This is a genomic window from Desulfuromonas sp. KJ2020, assembly GCF_024197615.1.
Taxonomy (GTDB): Bacteria; Desulfobacterota; Desulfuromonadia; order Desulfuromonadales; family SZUA-540; genus SZUA-540.
Genome location: NZ_JAKUKE010000003.1, coordinates 194,605 through 215,652, shown reverse-complemented (window position 1 = coordinate 215,652; position 21,048 = coordinate 194,605). Strand labels below are relative to the sequence as shown.

The window sequence follows — 21,048 nt, the reverse complement described above, 5'->3', positions numbered from 1 at the left end:
TGTCCTCTCCTTTAGGTTAGTTGCTTCCACACTCCAGCGCCTCGATAGTACAGGTGCCCGTTTCCGGCGGCGAAAAGGGTGCCATCGGATGCCGAGTGCGTCGGTGCGACAGTTCCCACCGGATTTATCTGCAACGGCACCTTTGTGTCCGAAACTCGCAGAGCCGGCCAGCCATCACTGCCACCGGATACGCTTAGCCCACCATAGGAAGTCGGGGCCGTTATTTTCACCATACTGCTGCCAACTGAAAACGCTCCAAAAGCCGGGCCGATCTTGACCTCGCCACCGGAGCCATCGTAATAGATGCCGCCTGTGCTTTGGTCTATAGCCATAAATGTCGTGCCTGGAACGATTGCCGTGCCAACAGGCAAAGCCGTATTACCTACGACGGATACCCCGGTCAACGTAGTCGCTGTTTTCCCGGTGTAGGTCACAGAGATATTCGTGAACTCAAAATTCCTCGACAGAGCCTTGGCCGTCCCGGATGCGGGCAGGTCGGTTGTATCGAATACATGCAGAGTCGAGGCTGTGCCATCGTAGGCCACTGTAACGGATGTCCCCTTGGTGATCATCGATGAGGAAGCCACTAGGCCAGCCCTCAGCTCTCCAGCCGCGACCTTTTCAGCCTGAAGGCTCTCTATTTTTGCCGAGGTGATCACCGCGTCGCCTATATTGGCGGCGTCTGTGATCAGCAGGTTGGTTCCGACGGTGCGAGCCGTGAGAGTCCCATCGAGCACCAGGTTGCCGTTTATTCCTACTGATCCAGAGCCGTTGATCTGCCCCACGGTAAAAACCTGCTGAATGTCGGCAGGCAGGTTCGGATTGACGATCTTGAACTTGTCGGCCACCACGGCAAACTCACTGCCGCCGGTATCGTCCAGCATGAGGCCGATCCCGGCCACGTGGCCGTTTATGTTGAGCTTAAGAGTCTGCTGGGCCAACAGGCCGGCGGTGATGGCAGTCCAATATGTAGCGTTGCCAACAGCCGTTCCGGCAGGAACACTCTTGAGGGCGCGATAATAACCGCCTCCATTTGAAACGATTGTCCCTGAGCTATATGCGGTTCCCCCATCCCATGCAGGAGCATTGGTGGTGTCGTATACTGCCAGGCGGTTTTCAGCTGAAGCGATACGAAGATCCCCGTTGCTGTCGAGCTGGTCAGCCTGATAAGCCGAAGTAGTCAGCCGGCTGGTTATTGAAGCCCAGTTTCCACTAACTCCGGCGGCGATCTCAATTTCCGCATTGCGCATGCGAAACTCGATCACACCTACGTCAGAGAGTTGCTGGATAACTATTCCCGGCTCGACAACATCAGGCTCCAAAGGGAACATTCCGGTGATCGGCGTGATGAGTTCCTGCACCAGGTGATCTTCGGCCACCTTGCCGGCCAGCGCCTCCACACCGTTGACCGCGGGGAAAAGGGGGCTTTCGGTGCCGTCACCATCGACCAGTTTTATCCAGTAAAAATAGGTGACGTTGGGTTCGACGTGGTGAAAGTATTCGTTGGTGGTACTCTCACCGGCAAGAGTTGCCGTCTGCGGATCGTCTGTGGTCGAGGTGTAGACAGCGACCCTGTCGCCTTCTTCCAGCATTAGGCCCGGGAAGGTGAGATGGACGCCATCAATGCGCGAGCCAGGGACGATGTCGGCAGGCAGCTCTGGCGGCACGCGCAGGCTCATGACCTTGGTGTGCTCGGCATCGGATACGGACAACGACATGGGTCCGCGCAGTCCGGTGACATTAAGGCTGACGGAGTCGGCATCGAGCACGGTGAGGGTGCCGGCCGATGCCGCCCAGGAGTAGGGTGGCGTGCCGCCTGCGGCCGTGTAGACATTCCCGGCGCCGTAAGGGGTGGCGCTTCCGGAGATGACGATGGGGTTCACCCATGTGCCCTGCCCTGGGGTTCCTCCGGCAGCCAGGTCAAAGAGATCGAACTCGATGGTCCCTTTTTTCGGATCATCTCGGCGGGAGATCACCAGCATGCGTTGGCCGTTCGAGAATCCGGGCCAGTTGGCCTCTTCGGCCGGTATCCTCAGGTTCTCGACGGTTACGATCTGCCCAGGCAAAACGTTGGCATAGCGAGGGGGGCAAGTAGCCGACGTGCGCCGGTGCGGATTGGCGAACCAACCGTCCATGCGCAGAGCCAGGGACTCAACAGCTGAAGCGGTGGCGTTCCATTTTTCTTCCCAGGTTTTTTCGCCGCCGCCTACCTGGCCGGTTTCTTCGTCCGTCAGCCCCCAGTCGCTTTCAGCCTGGCTGTTGACCATCCAGTAAGCCCTGGCATAGTCGCTCGTTCCGCTGGGGTCCTCATTCAAGGGCGAGTAGTAGACATACTGCCGGGTGTAGAGGTCTTTCTGCCCGCCATCGATGCCCCCGAAATCGCACCATTCGGCATCCAGGGTATCAACGGGCGCGGCGCTCTCGTCGTAAAGCAACGGGGTCAATCTGCCATCAGGCATGGGCACCAGGAACACCCCGGCAATGGTCTGCAGTTCGTTAAGAACGTCTTCGGCCTTTTCAGGCTCGCGATATTTCCCGTCTGCGTCTTGACCGCCCAGGATCCTGCGGACACTCCATTCCGACCCGCTGCGGTGCGTATCTCGAATCGACAAAAAGGCCTGCCTGTCCAGAAGCCGGTCAGGAATGCCGATAACGTCCATCGCCTGCAGCAGAACGTCCATCACGTTGCCGTTGAACGGGACCGGAGAGGTGATTTTGTTGCCCTCTGAATCCGTCACCTCAGCCGGGATACGGCGCTTTGCGAAGCGACTCATGACGTCGCGCAGTTTGACGGTGACCTTTCGGCCCTTGGTAGCGTAGTCGTGCCAGAATCCGGTGAACACGGGCTCAAAATCAGACTCGGCAAGGCCTACGTACCCCCTGCGGATCGTGACGAATTTGTTTTTAACGAACCCCGTGGCGAGCAAGTCGGATACCGCCCTGTTCCATTTCAGGTCGACCGAAACTTCCCCCGTGGTGGAGAGCTTCAGGAATTCGATCTGGCTCGATCGGGAGGAAACCCTCTCCAGTACGGGGAGAGCCCCGGCAACAGGCAGATCCGCGTGGGTACTCAAATGCAAAAACTGACTGTCGCCTCCGGAGAGGGAAATGCGGGATATCTCCGTCACGTCCCCCGTGCTTGTCATGTCCGCGGTGACATCGTAATAACGATACGGCGCCAAAGAGGCGCCATCGTAAACAGACCCCAGCGAGGTCCACGTCACGTCGTCATTGCTGCCGCGAGCCGAATACGCCACCGAGGCTCTTGCCGGCACGATATCGTCAATGTTCAACCGGGTCGGTACGGTCGGTACCACGCCCAGGTCGATCGAGCGGGTTTGTATCTTGGAGGTTGGGGTTGAGTAGACCACCACGGGGTCGGATGCCCATTTTGAACTGAACACCGTCGATAGGCCCGGCACTTGCTGCACCCACGTTTGCAGTCTTGGCGTCACCCCTGCCGGGATCATTTCGGAGAGAACGAATCGGAAAACTACATCGACGTACACCTTGTTTCCGTAGCTCCATGTTCCCTGCCCAGTGTACTTCTGATCTGAGGTTGCGTAGTTATACAGGGTGGAGTCGTTCAGACAGACAATGTAAAAATACGGGTCCATCGACATGGACGTAGTCCAGCAGGAGATCTCCACCGTGCCGCGAACCTCTACTAGGTAGTGGTCTGTTGCAGGCGCGAAGATAGCCATATTTGGCCAGTCGGGCTTCAAGGACGACTGGATTATCTGCTGAGAGAGAACCTTGCTCGGCACGGAATCGATATCCACCCGGGTAAGCAGCTTTGAGTCCGCCCAGTCGACGCGGGTCTCGAGGGACTGCTTGATCGAGGACACAGACTCCACCGATGCCAGGATAACCGGCTCGCGGTTCCCTGATTTTGCGGCGTCGAGATACGCTTCGCTCGGCATCAGGCCCCCCGGGTGGTCATGGTGATCGTACCGACGTCATACATCCCATGTTTGATCGGGGCCACAAACTTTTTGGGCGGCCACCCAAAAAACACTTTGGGTTCGTCAACGTCTGGAACAAAGAAAAACGGCGACATGGTCGCGACGCAGGCATTTTTCCATGCTTCGAACAAGGTAAATTCGAAATCCGACACCTGGCCGAAAGCCAAATTCAGTGAAATCATGGCCCGTTCTACCTCAGAACCCAAAAACAGCCCCCTTTGGCTGATCAGGAATTCCCCTTCGACATCCAGATCCTCGGGGTTCCAGCTGCCATCGTCCATATAGGGCAAGAGGGCCAGCTTCGAAGCGCACAGCCATGCCACCCGTAAATTGCTTGGATAGAATCCGCTTTTGAAGGTCAACCGGATAGAAGGCTTTACGGCGGCGGCAAACGAAACGGCGGCGGCGTTGGCGGTGGCTTCAAGGGTCACTCCGGAAGCAAGGGGGACGATATCGGAGACAAACCCGTCCGCCGAGGCCTCGACATCAACCAGACACCCATCCAGAGCGTTGCCGACGATCCCCAGGCAGTCGCAGGTGCGATCCTCGCCGAAATCGATGGTGATCGCCTTGTCGCCAGCCTGATCAGCCGGGCGCAAAAAGGTATCCTCAGTGGCAAGCAGTACATCGGCAACAGAAGAAGCGGCCGACCAGCCCGGAGCCGTCACGACCGCCGAGGGGAGATAGGAGCAATACAGGAATGCAGGCTGGCTCATGTCAGACTCCTACGCGTACTCAATCCGCACGTTGCGGGTACCTGCCTCATTAAGCATGGGCACAAGGGTTGTCTCGACTAGTCGCTCGTCGACAATGCCGTGGATCTCGCTCTTCAAAGAGATAGTGATCTCCTGCTGGGGTACGGTGGGCTGAGTGACAACCGGCGAGTTGGGAGTGCCCCCGCCATACCCTGGGCTGTCAGATCCCGAGAAAGAGGTGACCATGCTCGCCAGGTTTGTTGCGGCGATGCCTGCAGCCGAGAACATCCCCATCTTGAATGCAGCGATGGACATGGGTATTGTCGCCGGGGGGCCCGGCGGGTTGGCCAAGGCCAGGGCTTTAGCCTGGTAGGCTGCAGCAACAGCTGATGCTATCCCGAATATCTTTTGAGCCGCAAAAATGGCCTTGTTCTTGTTACCGGTGAGAATTGCCAAAGCATCGAGCATTGAACCTGTCAAACCGAGCTTTGCCTGAAACATATTCTGGTCGATCGTGAAGCGCTGCTGGGCGGCCCACTCTTCCTGCGCGTTAATCATTTCAAGGCCACGCATATTGGCCTCGGCTCTACCTTCAGCCTGCTGCAGCCACATATCCTGCATCAGATTGCCGGCCTCGATATCCTGGGCAATCATCCAATCGCGCTGCTCGAAGTAGGCTGTCTTAGCCCTCTCCTGAGCTTCGGCATCAAGCCCCACACGCTTGAGCCACATGTCGGGGTCCGTGGCATTCCCGGCGGCTATACCCAACGCAACCGTGTTGGGGTTTGGGGTACCTGATGCCGCCCCATCTTCCCCTGTGAAGACACTGTGCTGTGCGGCCGCTTTCAGCCGGGCCACATCCCCCAGGGAAAGCTTGTAATACTCAAGAGCCTGGAGGGCCTGCTGCAGCTCTGCCTCTTCGGCCTGAGACCACCATATATTCCCTTGTTTGTGCGCCTTGAGTTCTTTGACGTGGTTTTCAAGTTGGGCCAACTCAGTCCCTTTAGAGGCTATTCTTTCCAACAATTCTTTCGAACCCTCAGGTCCTGCTGTTAAAAATTCCCAGAAGGTTATCTGGTCATCTTTGTAGGCCTTGAGGATTTTGAGCGAGTTGGAAAAGTTCTCAAGGGAATGGGTCAGCCCGATGATCCCATCGGTAGCCAGGTCGATAGCCCCGGTGTCACCAAGGGCCACCATGAATTCGTCCCATCCGGCGCTGAGGTTTGAGAGGGCCGTGCCGATATTGTCGAGCTGGCTGCTCATGCCGGTGGCGAACTGGTTGTTGCCTATGCCCTGCAGGTAGCTGGTAATTTCTTGAGAGTTGTTGCGGACGGTCGTGGTTATACCCTGGAAGGTGAGTTTGACCTGGTCGCCTTCTTTGTTGGCCTTGATGCCGAACTCTTTGAGCCGCTCGAATTCGCCGACCGAGGCATCGGCCACAGCCTCGATCATCTGATTGAGATCCTTGCCCATGGCCGAAGCCGTGTTGCCGTAAGAGCGCAACGCCGCCTCAGACGCATCGAGCCCCAGGGACTTCATCTTGACGAAGGCGTTAATGACCTCTTCGAGCCGGTAGGGGGTCTCTTTGGCAAAATCGGTCAACCACGACATGGCCACGCTCGCATCCCGAGAGGATCCCGTCACCGTGGTGAGCATGTCGTCAAGCTTCTGAAACTTATCCGCGGTTGTGACCATCTCACGGGCAAGAGCCGCCAACCCGATAGAGCCGAGGGAAACACCCGCGAAAGCGGCCGCTCTCGAGATCCCCGTCAACCCGGTCTGAACCGTAGTGAACGGCCGTTCGGTCTGATTCTTCGCCGTGAGTATTGTTCTGACTTCGCGAACTTCCAGGCTCATTTACTCTTCCTCCCGCCGTGCGGTGAAGATGGGGGCTGCTTGATCTTCCAGGCCCGGTAAGCGCCTCTCTCGGCCCTGACGATCCGGACCGCATCACGAAACCATTCCGGCTGGTCGAAGATCGTGCCTAGCTGACCACCCGGGCCAGAGTACGGCATGTGAAGCAGGTCGGTGCTTTCTGCGCTGGTGCAGTCATTGATCAGCGCCAGAATCTGCCAAGTCTTTGAAGTAATCGTACTGATCGGGCAGGCCATGAACTTTGTCGGCGCCCAGGGTATTTTCAACGCCGGCCTTCTTCCGGTCGGTATGCTGTCCCACTCCTGCTTCCCTTCAAGGATCTCTTCGGAACAGCCGGCACGGTTGTGGCAGTTACGGATAATGCGGTTTTTCTCTTTGCACTCATTGCAATCGAATTCACCGGAGTGATCGCCCAGCCAAAGACTGAACCTCACTCCGGCAACGAGTTTTTTCTTTCGGCCAGCGATAATGCCTGGGTGCTGTAAACGGCTGCGCAAACCCATCTCACCATTTCAGGGGGGCCATTTTTGTAAAACTCGTCAAAGTCGGTTACCGGCTTCCCGCCGATCACCAGGTTGCGGATAAAGGTGACCTTTTCCTTGATCTTCTCGTACGTTTTTTTGTCTGCGGCCTCGCGGGACATGCCGCGGGCCTCCTCGAGAAGCTTGTCGTTCTCAGGTACGGTGATAACCCGGAGGCCGAACACAACGGGATCTTTATCTTTATCGTTGCCGCATACTGCCGGAACGCACTCGAAAACATGATCAGGGGCGTGAAATTCCATAATTTCTCTCCAGGGTGTTAAGAATGAGGGGCGCCCTTAAGCGCCCCTCTCGAATCAGGCGGCGTTTTTATTGATGGTCATGATGGCCACGGGGTACCCGACGGATGAATCAAGAAGGCTCCGCAGCTTGTACGTGTTCTTGGGGGTCTTGCCTTCATTGTTGCGCTCCATGGGATCAGGAACAGCGTGCATCAACGGCAAATCGATGATCATCTGGTAGTTCTGGTTGGTGGACCCGGCCAGCTGCCCGTTGTCCAGCACGATCAGAAGGCTATTTGTATTCGGGCCGGTGTAGGTCTTCTTGTACTCGGCTGCACTCGAGAACCCGCTGTCTGGGTCTTCATAGTCGAGCGTGAAGCCAAGCTCCGCCACAAATTGGGCTGTCCGCTCGGTCTTGCTCGGGCCACGAACTCCGTTGCCGACCTCCTTATCCTCGATCCCGGGAGTAATGGTCAGGTTGAAGTTGTCGGGGTAAAAAGGCAGCATCGCCCCAGGAGCGATGTCGGTGAAATCGGGGGCCACGCCAGTGCGGGCGATGCCGGCACCGATGTAAAAGCGGGCCTCGGCGAAGAAAAAAGGCAGCGCCGAAGGGAACGCGACACCGGGAATGGCAGCCTGGTCAGCATCACCCACCCAGGGACCGGCGCCACCCAGTGCCAGCTCCATGGTGATCTCCCCGCCAGGCTCACCGTTCAGGGTGAGAGACTTGGGGCGACCGCCGCCATGATACTGGCTCATGGTTGTGCCGCCCTCGTCGGTATTGGGGATGATCCCGATAGCGCTATTTCCCAGGGGATTCCCGGCGCCGTAGGCGGCACGCAAAGGCCGGAACAAACCCTTGAACGCCGTCGTGTCGACGGCCGTTCTTGCCCCCTTGAAGCCGAAAACATGCTTGAGCATCAGATCAAGCTCCGCACCGGAATAGACATACCCGGACACCGGGTGCTCCCAGTTGCTCGAAAGTCTGCGCACCGAAGCATCGCCCAGGGCGGTATCCTGCCCCCTGAATTCTTTTCTGGATTCGTCGGTGACATTGAATTTGGGTTGCAGATTCCCGGTCACGGGATAAAAGAGATATCCGCTCCCGGGATCAGCTCCCCTGTTGCTCTCTTCAACCAAGGCCAAATACTGTTCAGACATAATCAAACCTCCGCGGGGAAAAGGTTATTTACTCTCTTTCGGGACGGGCTTTTTGACCTTCTCAGCCAGCCCGCGCTTGATAAACGCGTTTGCGTCGGCCTCGGAAACTTCTTTCTCGTTGCTGACACGGCACTCCCCATAAACGGGGGAATCGAAATCACTGAGAATCTTTACCAGCATCTAAACCTCCCACAGCGGCGTTGAATACGTGATCTGCCAGGACAAGTCAGCACCGGCCAGGGTGCGGGTTTCTCTCTCGACCGCCAAAGAGTCGGCAACGAGCGCCGCCCAAAGGGCCAGCCCTCCGAGCCTAGGGTCTGTCCCGATCGCCTTGACCACATCGCCGATCATGGCTCGGACAGTCCCAGGCGAAGTGGAACTTCTCACCAGGATGGTCATTTCTATCTGCAGAGAATGCCTATGGCGGCCTGCCTCGGGGGCCTCTTTAGGGCACTCCGTATCCCGGTAGATCAATACGAAAGGTTCACTCTCAGCCAAGGGAGCCGAGCGCCAGGCTGAAACCTTTTTCCCGATATCGGTGCTGTACCCGTTGGCCATGGTGATGGATTTAAGCCTGGCATCCAAGGCGTCTACGATCTGCTGGCGTTTGGTCACATGTCACCTCAAAATTTCTTGCTGAGCAATCCAGATAGGATCGGTTGCTTTTGTTCTCCAGCTTCTATCCGCTGCATTTGCCCGCGGTGCCAGCTGGCCACACCAAGGATTGCCCCGGGAATTCCGAACAAAAAGGTCAGCTCACCGACCAGCGAGGGGATCACCGTGAGCAGTTCATGGTCTTTTGTGCTGAGGGCGTAGCCGGTCAGGGCAAGGATGCCCACCACGGCGATAGCAAAAGCGACCGCCGAGACAAACCCCCAAAAAGGCCTCCAGGCTCCCGCCCACCGATGCCCCAAACCCGCCTCGGTACGCATGGTGGCGTTGACGGACTCAAGCTCCTGGCCCTCGATTTCATGGTGTCTAACGCCAGCCTCCAGGTTGGCCTTAATAATTTCAGCCTCGAGTTGCTTGAGCTGAACGAGCGCTTCGGGGGATGCCGCTGCCAGGGCCTTGGCAACTTCTTCCGGAGACGACTCTGCAGAGAGCCCAAGGCTGTGAGCTACTTGGGCACCGATAGATGCACCGGTAGGCCCGCCAAGGGCTCCACCCAAAACTTTAAGGCCGATGCTTCCGGCCGTTTTTGCAACATCTCTCCACTCCATCATTCACTCCGTTGGACAGTCAGTTTTTCCACAGGTGATGGCGCCCCTTCCTGCGGCTGAGCACTTGCGGTCACTTCGCCTGCTGTAGCAACAGACATTCTGGTCGCACAGTGGCACGGATATAGACACGGGTCGCTGCACCGGACCCCGTAAGCCTTGAACACCGGTTCGCACGGATGATCCATCGCTTACTCCTTTGCCCATTCCCAAACCCTGGTGAGCCATCCCCTGAAAAACACGCGCTGCGAGGAGTTGTTGAGGATGATCTGGTGATAGTGCTCAAACTGCATGCCGTTCAGCGCCTTGAGCATGGGCACGTAGGTGAGCTTGCGGTTCAGGGCGTTGACGGCTTCCAGCGTTTTCGGCCCGATCTTGCCGTCTTCGACCAGGTTGACATCACCAAGCAGGTTGGCTACGTGCTGAAGCCAGCGGGCGGCCCTTGTCGTTCCGACATTGACGGCCGTGTCGAAGAGCTCACAGGCGATCGAGGTGGCTTCGATGCCGTCAAGAGAGAGCTGGTCCCAATAATTCACCCGGTAGAACTGAGCCACCAGGCCAGCCAGCTCCGGATCACCCTGCAGCTCTTTGCGCTTGTCGGCCGGGTAGCTGTCAAGAATCGCCCAACCTTCCCACTCGGGGTGGTTGCGACGCGAGATGCCCCGAAAGGTTTCACCACCCAGGTCGGATGGATGATTCGAGTACCCGCCTTCGCGGTTGAGCGTGTGATTCAATGCTTGGGTGAAAGCACTCATATCAAGGCCTCGTTACCAACCAGACAACCAGTCCGACAATGACGCCGCCCACACAGCCACCGGCAGCAGTCAACAAGATGAATCCAACCTTTGACATGGCCTTGCCTGGTGCCAGTTCAAGGCCGCGAACCCTACCGAAGAGCTCGTTGATATCCTGTTCGTTTCGCTTCTGATCCTCGTGCAGGTGCCGGATATCGGCCAGGGCTTCGCTTATTTTCAGCAACACCTTGTTGGTGGCCTCAAGCGCCGCCTTGAAACCTTCGATGGCCCTGTCGTGGCCCTTGGTGCGCTCGTCGATCGCAGATATTTTGCCGGCGCTTGAACAAGGATCTGCCATTTGTCACTCCGTGGGCTGTCGTCTGAGGGGCGCAGCCCCGGGGGTTAGATCAAATCTTCTTCGTTCAAGATCAGCACGGTCATGCCCTTGCCGTCTTTGCGCTCAGGCTCGATGCCCACCACGTAGAGAATGCCGTCAGGGGTGATCACCTGCGAGCCGTGCACCACACCCAGGGCGGTGATGTCGCTCGACTTGACCGTGACTTTGGGGCTGTAGCTCTCGACCCCTTCGCTGCCGATCGAGACGCGCTCAAAGGCGCTCTCGTAGATGCCTTTGGTCTGTTGCCCTGCCAGGATGATGTCTTCACCCAGGGCGTCGAGCATGGCGTCAAGATCGGTTTCTCTGAAAAAGTCCATGGTCGCGTCGTCTCTCGTTGGCTTTTTCGAGCGGCTGAAAGTTCAGCCGCTCGAAAAAGCCCCGGGGCGGCTTCTGCTGGATGCCGGCAGGAGAGAGGTTGCCGGACCGCCCCGGGAATCGGAAAAGGAGGAGGATGTTAAGCCGCTGTTTCGGGGTCGTCTCCGGAGCCAGGGTCAGAGCCACCCTCGGTAACCTCACCGGTTACCGGATCTGCATCTTCACCCTCGCCGCCTTCGCCCGTTTCGGCCCGCTTTTTCTTCTCTTCTTCTTCGAGCTTTTTCAGGTCGGCCAGGTCGACCATGAGCGACTTGCTCACAGCACCGTCATAGCCGAACTCTTCACCGTTTTTGAATTGAACGGGCTGGTTGACCATGTACAGGCCTTTTTTCAGATCAGAGAGGGCGTGCGCTCTCGGCGCTGCCTGCTCTTTTTTGAGTTGAAGAACGCCACCTGGGTTGACGGTGACCACTCTTCCGATAACGCGATATCGCTTCATATCTACCTCCGGACGGGGAGGTTCCCCTCCCCGTCGGTCACAGGTTGGCATCAGACAAACGTGGTCAGTGCGGCGTGCTGCCAATAACCGTAGTCAAGGCCACGGATGGCTTTGATGCCGTAGAGGTGTTTATCTTCTTTGAACTCGGTCTCGGAGCCTTCAGCGATCGCCGAAACTTCAAGGGGAACTTCTTCCTGGCGGATGAAGGGCTTCACGTTGCCGTCGGCCCGGAAGGTGGCGAACTTGGTCGTCCATTGCAGTCTGGGGTTGGTCACCAGCTGGAAGTTGAACCCGCCAAGCGCCGTGGCGATGGTGCCCGTGCGCATGCCGTTGCTGTCGGTGATGATCGGGTTTTTCAAAGCGGCAGCCGCGGCGCTCATAAACGGAACCGGCACCATGACGACGAAATCCATGGCGGTCTCGTTGATCGGCTCGCCCTGGTCGTCTTTGAAACCGAACAACGCTTCGACCGACTTCAGGATGGCCGCTTCCATTTCCACCGCGGTCGGTGCTGTGGTGGTTGCGGCATCATAGGTCAGGTCGTTGCTCTGGGCTCCGCTGTCGCCTTCGGAGTGGTCGGTGTCGAAGAAATACTGTCCGTCGTAGCAGACAGTGGATTCCCCGGCGATGATGGCGGCTGCCATGAGCTTGGCCCAGTGGGCGTTGGCACGGTCGGCCTGCTCGGCGATGCGCACCATGAGCTGAGCGGTTTTGTCACGGCGCAGCTCGTCAACAAGAACTTCGAGGGTCGACTCGTACTTCTTGTTTTTGACGATGAAGCCGTTTTCGCGCAGCCCTTTGGCCTGGCGGCCGCCGATCCACTCACGCATGCCAGGCGCCTGTCCGAGCCACTTGTACTCTTCCTGAGCCTGGTCGGACTGGAAGGGAACAGTGCCGATACGGTTGACGTAACCCATCCCCTCGTTCTGCTCGAGGCGGGCAAAGAATTCGCCGATGATGGCGCGGCTCGAAAGTCCTTGAGCTCCCATATCTGAAAATCTCCTCTAGTAAATGGTTGGTTATCAGGCCTGAAGAGCCGCTTTTGCCAGGGCCGCGTCGAACTCGACGATAGCCACACCGGTGGAAACCCAGCGCGACACATAGCCGATGAGGCTGTTGCTGGTGGCAGTCAGGGTGAAGGTGTTGTCGTCGCTGGCGTAGACCGCCGGGCGATCGTTTGCCGTGATGGCCAGGCCAGAGATGGCCAGCTGCACACGGCCGCGAGTTTTGACCCGTACGCGCTCATCTCCGGCACTTCCAGAAGAGTTGTCGGCCTGCCGCTCGGCAAATCCGAGAAACGGGTCGGCCGCAACCAGCGGACGGGCATAGCCGCTGCCGTTTTCACCGACAGCCGCACCTTCGTAGATGATGTCGGAGGCGATGACGGGATATTCCTCGATCTCGCCGAGCTGGTAGCCGCGGGGGGTATCTTGAGCAAGGGTTGCCATATCGTTATTCTCCTTCGTTCAAATTGGTTGCGTTACTTTTTGCCCAGGATGCGGGCGCGGCCGGTCTCGGAGTTTTTCCGATAGGCCAGATAAGACTCGAACCGGTTGCCGAATTCGGCCCGCAGATTCGAATCTTTGTCCCACTCGGCCTGGGCACGGTCTTCGATCGGGGCCGAAGGGTCGACACCGGATCCGTTGCCAGGCTCGGCTGCCGGAACGGCAGGGGATGCGCCAGATTCGATAGCCTTCAGGGCAGCAACCCGTGCCCCCTTCTCGGCAGAAACGATAGCCGATGCGGCCTGGTCTCCGGTGGTCTTGCCGTCGAATTTGAGCGAGGCAATCAGGGCTTCATGCCCGGGGATGAGCTGCTCTTCAACGGACTGAATGCGGGCACGCTCCTGCTCGGCCCCTTCGGTGCGTGCGGTTACGATCTGCGCCTGCAGATCGGTTGCGGAGATCATCCCCTCGGTGGCTTCGGCGACCAGGGCCGCGACCAGGTCGGGGTGATCCGCTCTCAGCTGTTCGAGAGTCATGATCTTTGTTCCTTTCTCTGCGGCCCTGGCAACACCGGCTGGGGCCTTGGGTTGATTGATACGTGCGATAAGTTCTTCAAGGGTGGAAACACCGTCCACCAGCCCGGCATCAATGGCCTGCCGGCCTACAAAAACGCGACCGTCAGCCATGCGTGACAGAACATCTTCAACACTGACATTGCGGTTTTGCGCCACATCGTTGACAAAGGCCGAATACAGGTAATCGGTCTTGCTCTGGATGTCAGCCAGACCTTCAGCAGTCAACGGCGCGTGCTCGCTGGCAATGCGCTTGTACTTGCCCGAAGTGATCTCGGTAACCTTCACTCCCGCCTTGGCTTCGGACTCGCTTGTGTCGATGTGCTTGGCCACGACGCCGATGCTGCCCACCAGGGTGGTATCGCTACTGATGTAAACCTGGTCGAACGCAGAACCGATCCAATACGCCGCGCTGGCCATCTGGCCATCCGTCCAGGCATACATCGGCTTGCGACCGCGCTGGCTGCGGATAAAATCGGCCAGCTCAGCCGTGCCGCTGACCGTACCGCCAGGGCTGGAGATCGCGGCCACAATCCCCCTGACCGTCGGATCTTCGAGCGCGGCGGCCAGATCGCGCTTGATCAGGTCGCTGGAAGTGCCCCCCGAAATCTGCGAAAAGAGGTTCATGCGCTGCGAGATAGCCCCGTCGATAGGAAGAACAGCCACCCCGTCTATCACGTCGTACCCCTTGGGCTCATTTTTAAGCGGTCGCCCCAGGCGCGACTCAACGGCCTCGATGTCGATCTTGGGGCCCCGAACATGCGCACGGTATATGTTCTGAATCTCACCGAGCATTTCAGGGGTGATGGCCCAGGGGCCGTTGACGATATCAATAAGTCTCATGGGCTACTCCGTATATTCGACGTATTCAGGGATGTGCAGATCGATCGAACCATTCAAGGTTGTCGCCCTCGACGTCAGCCTCAACAAATAGCGGGTGTCCGGCAACAGCAGCCATTCATGCTTGGATTGAAGCTCTCCACCGGCTCTCCCGGTTGCCGCCGTACTGCCCGATCGGTGATGCTCAAGTCTAGTAGTTAACCCGGTTAGCCCCGTAGGGGCCTTTGTCAAAACGCTGCCGGGCGTGATGGCGCTTTTCCTGTTGCGGTTTTTCAGGGTCTGCACCGTACCGTCGGCCGATGCACCGACCCCTTCGAAGAACTCGACCTCAAGAGCCCCGTCACCCTCTATGTTCCAGATAAAGTGAACTTCACCGCTACCTTCGACCGGAGTGCGCAACAGGTAGTCAATCGAAGCGCCACTAGACAACCCGGTGAAGACCTCAGAGAACGCAAAAGTGACATCCTTGTGCACATGGTAATGACCGATATCAAGGACACTCAGCGCATTAGAGGCCCTGTCTACTTCGGCGTGATATCCCCCTGACCCAAGGATGATGACCGGACAGGGTGGGGCACTCGTGCGCTTGGCGTTGCTCACTCGTCTTTCTCCTCGTCTGGGTTGTCAGCGGCAATCTTTTCCTGCTCAGCCTCAAAGGCATCTCCGGCCTTCAACGTGATAGGCCGCCTTACATTGCCATCTTTTTCCCAGGCGTCTTTCACCGGCTTTGTCGGAGCCGGCAGCGCAAGCTCAGTGCGAAACCGTTCTTCGTCGTCATACTGTGGCGTTACGGCGCCGGCCCTGACAGCAACACCATAGGCGTCGGCCTTCTGTTTGGCTTTTTCGAAATCAATGACTTTTGATGGCACAGAGCTTGAGCCTGACCCATCGGATGGAGTCTGAACAGGCCCGGATATCCGTGCTTCTTTCTGCCGCTGTCGCTCGTCGCGTTCCCAGTCGCCACCGGTCAACAACACGGTTTCGCGGGCCTTGGTCGAGAAACCAGCCTCGACACGTTTTTCAGCAGCTGCCACGGCGTTCTCTTCGTTGATCTGGCCCATGGCGTCTCCGATCCAGTCGCAGCCTAGATAGGCCATGCGGACTAGCGGGTCGTTAAAAAAGCCGGGGGCAGAGAGCCTCCCGCGAGCTACGGCTTCAGAAATGACCATCTCCCAGATCGGCTGGCAGTACACACGAGCAAGCCAGGTGCGCGAGCGCATGAAAAAACGCCACGCCTCGAGCAGCGCGGCCTGAGCGGCGCTGTAGCTGGCGGTGAAATGCTTAACGAGAAGTTCGTAGGGCAATTCGAGGGCCACACCCACCTGCTCGGCCATGGCACGCAAGAAAGCCTCTGCGGCTGTGTTGGGTCGCTTCGGGTCGGCAAAGACGACATCTTCATTGGGAAAGAGCCCCAGAATATTGCCGCTGCCCAGCTCCATGCCGTCGGTATTGATCTGCTTGGCCGCGGCGGTGCCCGTAGACGTTTGTGGCGTTAAATTTGCCTGGCCGGTTTGGCTCTTGATAAAAACGGTGAACAGAGATGAGACGACGGCAGCGTGCAACTCGCTGTCTGTATAATTGGAGATCTGTTTGAGCAGCTCGATGACGGTAGCCAGATCCGGAACCCCTCGGGTCTGCCCGGGACGAAGTTTGCGGTAGATGTGCAGAACCTTTCGGCGGCCGTTGCTATCGAACGCATCGAGCTTGACCCACTCGCGCTTCTTCACATAACGCATGTTGCCGGGGTGAAATTTGGCGACGTGATAGCGCACAGGTGCGCCCTCTTCGCCTTTTTCAACACCGGCGACCAGGTTGTCATTGTCATGTGCGAAGTTTTCATTGCAGACCCTGTCGCCCTCAATAAACTGGACTCTGAGCGTGTAGGGATTGTTTGGGCGGGCCTTGCGAGGCAGATTGACGAAGATATCCCCGGCAGAAAGCACCGAGCGAAGCACGAGGTCTTGAGAATCAAAAAAGTTATGGCCACATGCAAGGTCGAAGTCTTCACCCGAGGTCGCCAACCTGAACTCACGCTCAGCGGCTCTCTCCCAGGCGTCAGCCTGCTCTTCGGTGAGCCCCTTTAGAATATCGCGGTCGATGCTGGCGCGAGGCTTGAGGCCAGAGCCCACGATACAGGTGACCTTGGTATTTATCGCCCCGGCTGCAAGCGGAGAGTTGCGCTCGAGATCGCGCGACCGATCTCGCAGGATGGCAAGGTCGGGCAGTATGGCGCTATCGGCATCACCGTCGCCAGGCTTCCAGGCGGCGGTCTGGCGACGATCGCGGCGGCCTCCGGTGTATCCCCCGGCAATAGCGAGCATGGCACGGGCCTGCAAACGCTCTGCACCCCTAACGGGGTTGAAGTAGCTGACAAACCTGTCGAGCAGGGTCTGCTTGACTTCAGGGAAGATCATGTCGGGATAACTCCAATGACAGGGATTCCGGATCGGCGCGTGGAAGGGTCAAGCCTGCGACACCAGCCATCCCAATAGTCGATGTTGTTGCGGATCTCGGCAGCGTCTGCCCTGGTCATCTTGCGCACCTGTCCGCCGGAGTTGTGCTCAAAGCTCTGCCCCCCACTGACGGCCATGTCTGCGGCGATCCAGTATTGAAGTTGTGCTTCAGCTGTTTCGAGAGTGATTCCGGCCACGCGAGACTCCAATGTCAGAAGTGCTGTTATCAGCGTCTCGCGTATTGTGAAGGAAAAAAACAAAAGGAGGGAGGTAGCTATGTCCAGCTATGTCACAAAATATTGTGCTTTCATAAAAAAATTTACCCGCATTTTGTGTATAACTCGCCCGAGCGATAGGCTGCCGCTTTTTGGGTGCAACGGATTCGATACTGCTCGACAGACCACGCGGTGACCCTCACGCCCTGGCGGCCAGGCGTGTCGTTGGTCTCTTCGAGCTCTCCAGATTCGATGAGCCGATAGACCTTTTTGACCGAGTACCCCAGGATCTCGGAAACCTTCACCGGGTCAAGCAGCGTATTGCGCAGGATAAACTCTCTCTTGACCTTGTCGATCTCTTCGCGGGATATGGTTTCAGTCACGGCGTACTCCTTTTGAAATGACTCGGCGTTGCGGCTGGCTCTCAACCACAGCCTCTGGCCTCTGCCACAATTTAACCTGGTGAATCTCGACCAGGGCGAGCTCCATGTAAGAGCAGTCCCAGTAGTGGTTGTCTTTCTTCTTCGGGTTTTCCCAGTAGCCTTTGTCGTCCTTGCCTTCGGCGCACATCTGTTTGGCGAAGTCGATGTCGGTGTCGCGGTGCAGGTGCCAGGCGCCCGGATCGGCAGGGGCCACTTGCAGTTTGCCGGCGAGGCGGTCTTTGAAGTGGTTGGAGTTGAGGTTGTAGAGCTTCAGGCCTCCGGGCAGGGCTTTGTTGGTGCCGGGTATCTTGTCCAGGTCGGTGACCGAGAAGGCCCTCGACATGCGCTTTTGCCCTTTGAAGAGCAGCATGCCGGGGTTTTCGTAGGCGAAGATGTAGGCCTCTGCCGTTCGGGAGAGCTCGGATTCGTCGGATTCGCCACCGCCTGAGTCCATGCCCCGCAGCGTGATGATGTGCGGGGTGCCTTGCGCGTCGCGGAATTCGCTCTCGTAGAAGAGCTTGCGCAGCGCCTCCCACGAATCGACGAAGCCGGCCTTGAGCAGCCAGCTCTCTTGCGTTAGGCCATAGCCCCAGGCGGTGATCTTGTACCAGAAGCCGCGCTTCTGCATGTCGGCCACGGCGGTGATGGCGGCGATCGGCGCCGAGGGCAGCTCGGCCTCGATGCGATCGTCACGCAGGGCCAGGATGGTATCTTCTTTGCGGGTGGAGAGCTGCTTCTCGTGGTCGATGGCCTTGTAGCCGTGGGCCAGGTCGCGCTCGGCTTCGAGGTCTCCGCTTTCGGCCTTTTTGATGGCCGCGGCGATCTCGCCCATTTTGATGTTGGGCAGAGGGAACGCCGGCAGGTGCACGCCGATGGTGGTGGCCCGCTCGACATCGTGCCCCTTGATCAGTTGGAAACGGCCGTGGCGATAGGCCGAGCGGCGATCCTCTTCATCCCACATGGCTCCACAAGCATTGCAGCTGTATTCCACCTGGTACACACCGGCCTTGAGATCCTCAGGGGTGGCGTCTTTGGGGAAGACGAAATGCTCGGCATCCATCATCACCAGTTCGTGGCAGTGCGGGCAGCGGGAGAAAAACCCGTAAACATGCTGGCGGCTCATGGTGCGCTTGAAGATGAAGCGCTTGGCAGGGGTGGAGCCCAGCAACAGCTTGGCGGCTTCGTCGTCACGCATGCGCTTTTCGAGCAGGGTGATGATGTCGGTCTCGGTGCCTACGCCTTTGGTGTCGGCTTTGTCGATCTCGTCGCCGATGCAGAGCTTGCCGAAAAAGGAAGATACCGAAGCCGCGCTCTGCGCCCAGGCTGGGAAGAGACGCGGCCCGTGGCTGAAACGCACCATGGTGCGGGTGGTGTCGTCGGCGTAACGCGAAAGCAGGCGGGCGGTTCTATCCGAGGCCTTGAGCGCGGGGATGATACGCTCGCCCAGGGCCTTTTTGGCTTCGGATTCGCTGGGCATCAGCCAGAAGATATTGCCGCTGTCGACCCCGCGGTCGAGCTGCCACATGGCGGCGTTTAAAAAGATGTTGGTTTTGCCGGCCCGCTCGACCATGCACAGCGCCACCTCGCGCACTTCGGGTCGGGAGATCAGATCCATGATGAACGCGGCATGAGGGATCAGGTCATTGCGCCACTTTCCTGGGAAGGCGTCGACCGCCGTGACCCTGCGGTGCTTCTCGGCCCACTGGCTGACGCTGATATTTTCAGGCACCTGCATGCTCTCGCGCAGGCCCTTGTGCACCTTGAAGTGCACCGACTGACCCGCGCAGGCCTGCTGCACATGCCAGGGCAGAAAATCGGGCACGGGTTGCGCGTTGAAGTCTTCGGCAAGGGCGGCCTGGCTCATTCGTCGTTTTCCTCTTCGAAGTCTGCAGAGATCTCGCCGCGCTCGTAAATGGCCTGAAAGGCGTCGAAGACGGAGCGCTCCATGAGGTTGGCGACTTCAATGGAGCGCTCCGGTTCACCGTGGCAGGCCGAAACAACCAGGGGGGATACTTTCTTGATCTGGTAGCGCAGCTCGTTCATGAGCGTGGCGACCAGGGCGCCTTCGCGCTGGTAGACCTTGTCGCGCTCAACCCACTTGCGATCTTCGTTGCGCTTTTCGCGTTCGAGCTTCTCGACCTTGAGTTCTTTTTCGCGCAGGTCGAGCTCGTCGATTTTGCGCTGACGGTCTTCAGCCCCCAGATCACGCCCAGGCCCGGCAGGCCCCTGCTTGTGCTCAGCCCGCACGTAGGCCAGCAGATCAGCCAGCAGAATCGACTTATCCGGCTGCACCAGGTTGTAGCGGCCGCAGTCGTCATAAAACTTCGTCTGGCCAACCTGGATGCTTTCAGAGAGCAGATACAGGTGAGCTGCTTTGCGATTTTTGAAGACCTGCTGTGCGCGTGGTTCGGCCATGAGGGTGAGGCTCCTTAAATCACCATATCCAACGGGCTGCGGGTCGTGATGCCCTGCCCCATGACATGGGTATAGATCTGCGTGGTCGATACATCGGCATGGCCGAGCAGCTCTTGCAGGGTGCGGATATCGGCCCCGGATTCGAGCAGGTGCGTGGCGAAAGAATGCCGCAGAGTGTGAGGAGTGGCCGGCTTGACGATGCCAGCACGATGCGCGGCGGCCCTGAATGCTTTTTGCAGCGCCGAAGGATGCAGGTGGTGGCGCTTGGTCATCCCATCGCGAGGGTCTTTGGCTACCGACGAGGCGGGGAAGACGTATTGCCACCCCCACTGCAGGGGTGCCTGGGGATATTTGCGCACCAGGGCCGCTGGCATGCTGGCCCCGATGCCTTTGGCCAGGTCGTGCTGATAGGTGGCTCGGCGCTGATCGAGGTGATCGTGCAGGGCGATGATAAGCGACTCAGGCAGCATAGTGACGCGGTCTTTATCGCCCTTGCCGCAGCGGATCAGCAGGGTGCGCTTGTCGAAGTCGATATCTTTGACGCGCAGGCGCAGCACCTCGGAGAGACGCAGCCCCGCACCATAGAGCAGCGAGGCCATCAGCCAGGCATCGCCACGCATAAGGCCCAGCACCCGCGACACCTCGGCCCGGGTGAGCACCACCGGCAGGCGTTTGCTCTTTTTGGCCCGCAGGGCATCGATGTTGCCTAGATCCTGACCGAGCACATCGCGGTAAAGAAAGATCAGGGCATTAAACGCCACGTTCTGCGTGCTGGCGCTGACCCGTCTTTGACTGGCGAGATAGGAGAGAAAAGCCTCAACCTCTGCGGTGGATTCGAGAGCCCTGCTGGCAGCAACGCGCTCTACATGCCACGAGATATAGCGCCGCACCCAGCCGATATAGGCTTTTTCAGTGGCCAGGCTGTAATGCTTAAGCCTGATCTTTTCGCGCAGCTTGTCGATCACTTCGGTGGCTCTCATTGTCTCTCTCTCCTTTCGTGTTTTCAGGTGCTTGCCATCATGGCTGCGGTGTTATGCCGCCATGATGGCTGGGTAATGATGGTTC

Annotated in this window: 23 protein-coding genes; all 23 read right to left on the bottom strand. The window is 58.3% G+C overall.

Translation table 11 applies throughout. The features are described from left to right. Positions 1–11: 11 nt before the first annotated feature. Positions 12–3,923 (bottom strand): DUF1983 domain-containing protein, encoded by a 3,912-nt coding sequence (locus MJO47_RS09390; RefSeq protein ID WP_253960869.1) that lies wholly within the window; start codon positions 3,921–3,923, stop codon positions 12–14. Next, positions 3,923–4,681 (bottom strand): hypothetical protein, encoded by a 759-nt coding sequence (locus MJO47_RS09385; RefSeq protein WP_253960868.1) that lies wholly within the window; start codon positions 4,679–4,681, stop codon positions 3,923–3,925. Before MJO47_RS09385 ends, MJO47_RS09390 begins: the two co-directional genes overlap by 1 nt. 9 nt (positions 4,682–4,690) lie before the next feature. Beyond that, entirely contained in the window at positions 4,691–6,517 is a 1,827-nt protein-coding gene (locus MJO47_RS09380) for a tape measure protein (RefSeq protein ID WP_253960867.1), read from the bottom strand. Further along, on the bottom strand, positions 6,514–7,032 hold the full coding sequence (locus MJO47_RS09375) for a hypothetical protein (protein ID WP_253960866.1): 519 nt from the start codon (positions 7,030–7,032) through the stop codon (positions 6,514–6,516). The genes MJO47_RS09380 and MJO47_RS09375 overlap by 4 nt, the downstream gene beginning before the upstream one ends. After that, the gene (locus MJO47_RS09370; RefSeq protein WP_253960865.1) at positions 6,966–7,319 is read right to left on the bottom strand and encodes a hypothetical protein; all 354 of its coding nucleotides are present in this window, start codon (positions 7,317–7,319) and stop codon (positions 6,966–6,968) included. The genes MJO47_RS09375 and MJO47_RS09370 overlap by 67 nt, the downstream gene beginning before the upstream one ends. Before the next feature lie 54 nt (positions 7,320–7,373). After that, positions 7,374–8,459, bottom strand: coding sequence for a hypothetical protein (locus MJO47_RS09365; protein ID WP_253960864.1), 1,086 nt, complete (start codon positions 8,457–8,459; stop codon positions 7,374–7,376). 24 nt (positions 8,460–8,483) lie between these two features. After that, positions 8,484–8,639 carry a hypothetical protein gene (locus tag MJO47_RS09360; RefSeq protein ID WP_253960863.1) on the bottom strand — a complete coding sequence of 52 codons (156 nt, stop codon included), beginning with the start codon at positions 8,637–8,639 and terminating at the stop codon, positions 8,484–8,486. Continuing rightward, the gene (locus tag MJO47_RS09355; RefSeq protein WP_253960862.1) at positions 8,640–9,074 is read right to left on the bottom strand and encodes a hypothetical protein; all 435 of its coding nucleotides are present in this window, start codon (positions 9,072–9,074) and stop codon (positions 8,640–8,642) included. Positions 9,075–9,082: 8 nt separating this feature from the next. Beyond that, complete coding sequence (locus MJO47_RS09350; protein ID WP_253960861.1) at positions 9,083–9,682, bottom strand: 3TM-type holin; 600 nt, start codon at positions 9,680–9,682, stop codon at positions 9,083–9,085. A 185-nt stretch (positions 9,683–9,867) separates the two neighbouring features. After that, the gene (locus MJO47_RS09345) at positions 9,868–10,431 is read right to left on the bottom strand and encodes a glycoside hydrolase family 108 protein (RefSeq protein ID WP_253960860.1); all 564 of its coding nucleotides are present in this window, start codon (positions 10,429–10,431) and stop codon (positions 9,868–9,870) included. A gap of 1 nt (position 10,432) precedes the next feature. Next, complete coding sequence (locus MJO47_RS09340) at positions 10,433–10,768, bottom strand: hypothetical protein (RefSeq protein WP_253960859.1); 336 nt, start codon at positions 10,766–10,768, stop codon at positions 10,433–10,435. Positions 10,769–10,812: 44 nt separating this feature from the next. Further along, positions 10,813–11,124: a hypothetical protein gene (locus MJO47_RS09335; protein WP_253960858.1), complete on the bottom strand. Its 312-nt coding sequence runs from the start codon at positions 11,122–11,124 to the stop codon at positions 10,813–10,815. 137 nt (positions 11,125–11,261) lie between these two features. Further along, positions 11,262–11,621 (bottom strand): hypothetical protein, encoded by a 360-nt coding sequence (locus tag MJO47_RS09330; RefSeq protein WP_253960857.1) that lies wholly within the window; start codon positions 11,619–11,621, stop codon positions 11,262–11,264. A 50-nt stretch (positions 11,622–11,671) separates the two neighbouring features. Beyond that, the gene (locus MJO47_RS09325) at positions 11,672–12,610 is read right to left on the bottom strand and encodes a Mu-like prophage major head subunit gpT family protein (RefSeq protein ID WP_253960856.1); all 939 of its coding nucleotides are present in this window, start codon (positions 12,608–12,610) and stop codon (positions 11,672–11,674) included. Positions 12,611–12,643: 33 nt separating this feature from the next. Next, positions 12,644–13,069, bottom strand: a complete 426-nt coding sequence (locus MJO47_RS09320; RefSeq protein ID WP_253960855.1) for a cytoplasmic protein — start codon at positions 13,067–13,069, stop codon at positions 12,644–12,646. A 32-nt stretch (positions 13,070–13,101) separates the two neighbouring features. Then, the gene (gene sppA / locus MJO47_RS09315; protein ID WP_253960854.1) at positions 13,102–14,481 is read right to left on the bottom strand and encodes a signal peptide peptidase SppA; all 1,380 of its coding nucleotides are present in this window, start codon (positions 14,479–14,481) and stop codon (positions 13,102–13,104) included. A gap of 3 nt (positions 14,482–14,484) precedes the next feature. Beyond that, positions 14,485–15,078, bottom strand: coding sequence for a hypothetical protein (locus MJO47_RS09310; protein WP_253960853.1), 594 nt, complete (start codon positions 15,076–15,078; stop codon positions 14,485–14,487). Continuing rightward, the gene (locus tag MJO47_RS09305; RefSeq protein ID WP_253960852.1) at positions 15,075–16,892 is read right to left on the bottom strand and encodes a phage portal protein; all 1,818 of its coding nucleotides are present in this window, start codon (positions 16,890–16,892) and stop codon (positions 15,075–15,077) included. The genes MJO47_RS09310 and MJO47_RS09305 overlap by 4 nt, the downstream gene beginning before the upstream one ends. Next, positions 16,889–17,128, bottom strand: coding sequence for a DUF6148 family protein (locus MJO47_RS09300; RefSeq protein ID WP_253960851.1), 240 nt, complete (start codon positions 17,126–17,128; stop codon positions 16,889–16,891). The genes MJO47_RS09305 and MJO47_RS09300 overlap by 4 nt, the downstream gene beginning before the upstream one ends. Positions 17,129–17,250: 122 nt before the next feature. Beyond that, positions 17,251–17,529 carry a helix-turn-helix domain-containing protein gene (locus MJO47_RS09295; protein ID WP_253960850.1) on the bottom strand — a complete coding sequence of 93 codons (279 nt, stop codon included), beginning with the start codon at positions 17,527–17,529 and terminating at the stop codon, positions 17,251–17,253. Beyond that, positions 17,522–19,432, bottom strand: coding sequence for a terminase gpA endonuclease subunit (locus tag MJO47_RS09290; protein WP_253960849.1), 1,911 nt, complete (start codon positions 19,430–19,432; stop codon positions 17,522–17,524). Before MJO47_RS09290 ends, MJO47_RS09295 begins: the two co-directional genes overlap by 8 nt. Next, complete coding sequence (locus MJO47_RS09285) at positions 19,429–19,983, bottom strand: hypothetical protein (protein WP_253960848.1); 555 nt, start codon at positions 19,981–19,983, stop codon at positions 19,429–19,431. The genes MJO47_RS09290 and MJO47_RS09285 overlap by 4 nt, the downstream gene beginning before the upstream one ends. Positions 19,984–19,997: 14 nt before the next feature. Beyond that, on the bottom strand, positions 19,998–20,963 hold the full coding sequence (locus tag MJO47_RS09280; RefSeq protein ID WP_253960847.1) for an integron integrase: 966 nt from the start codon (positions 20,961–20,963) through the stop codon (positions 19,998–20,000). Positions 20,964–21,048 lie beyond the last annotated feature (85 nt).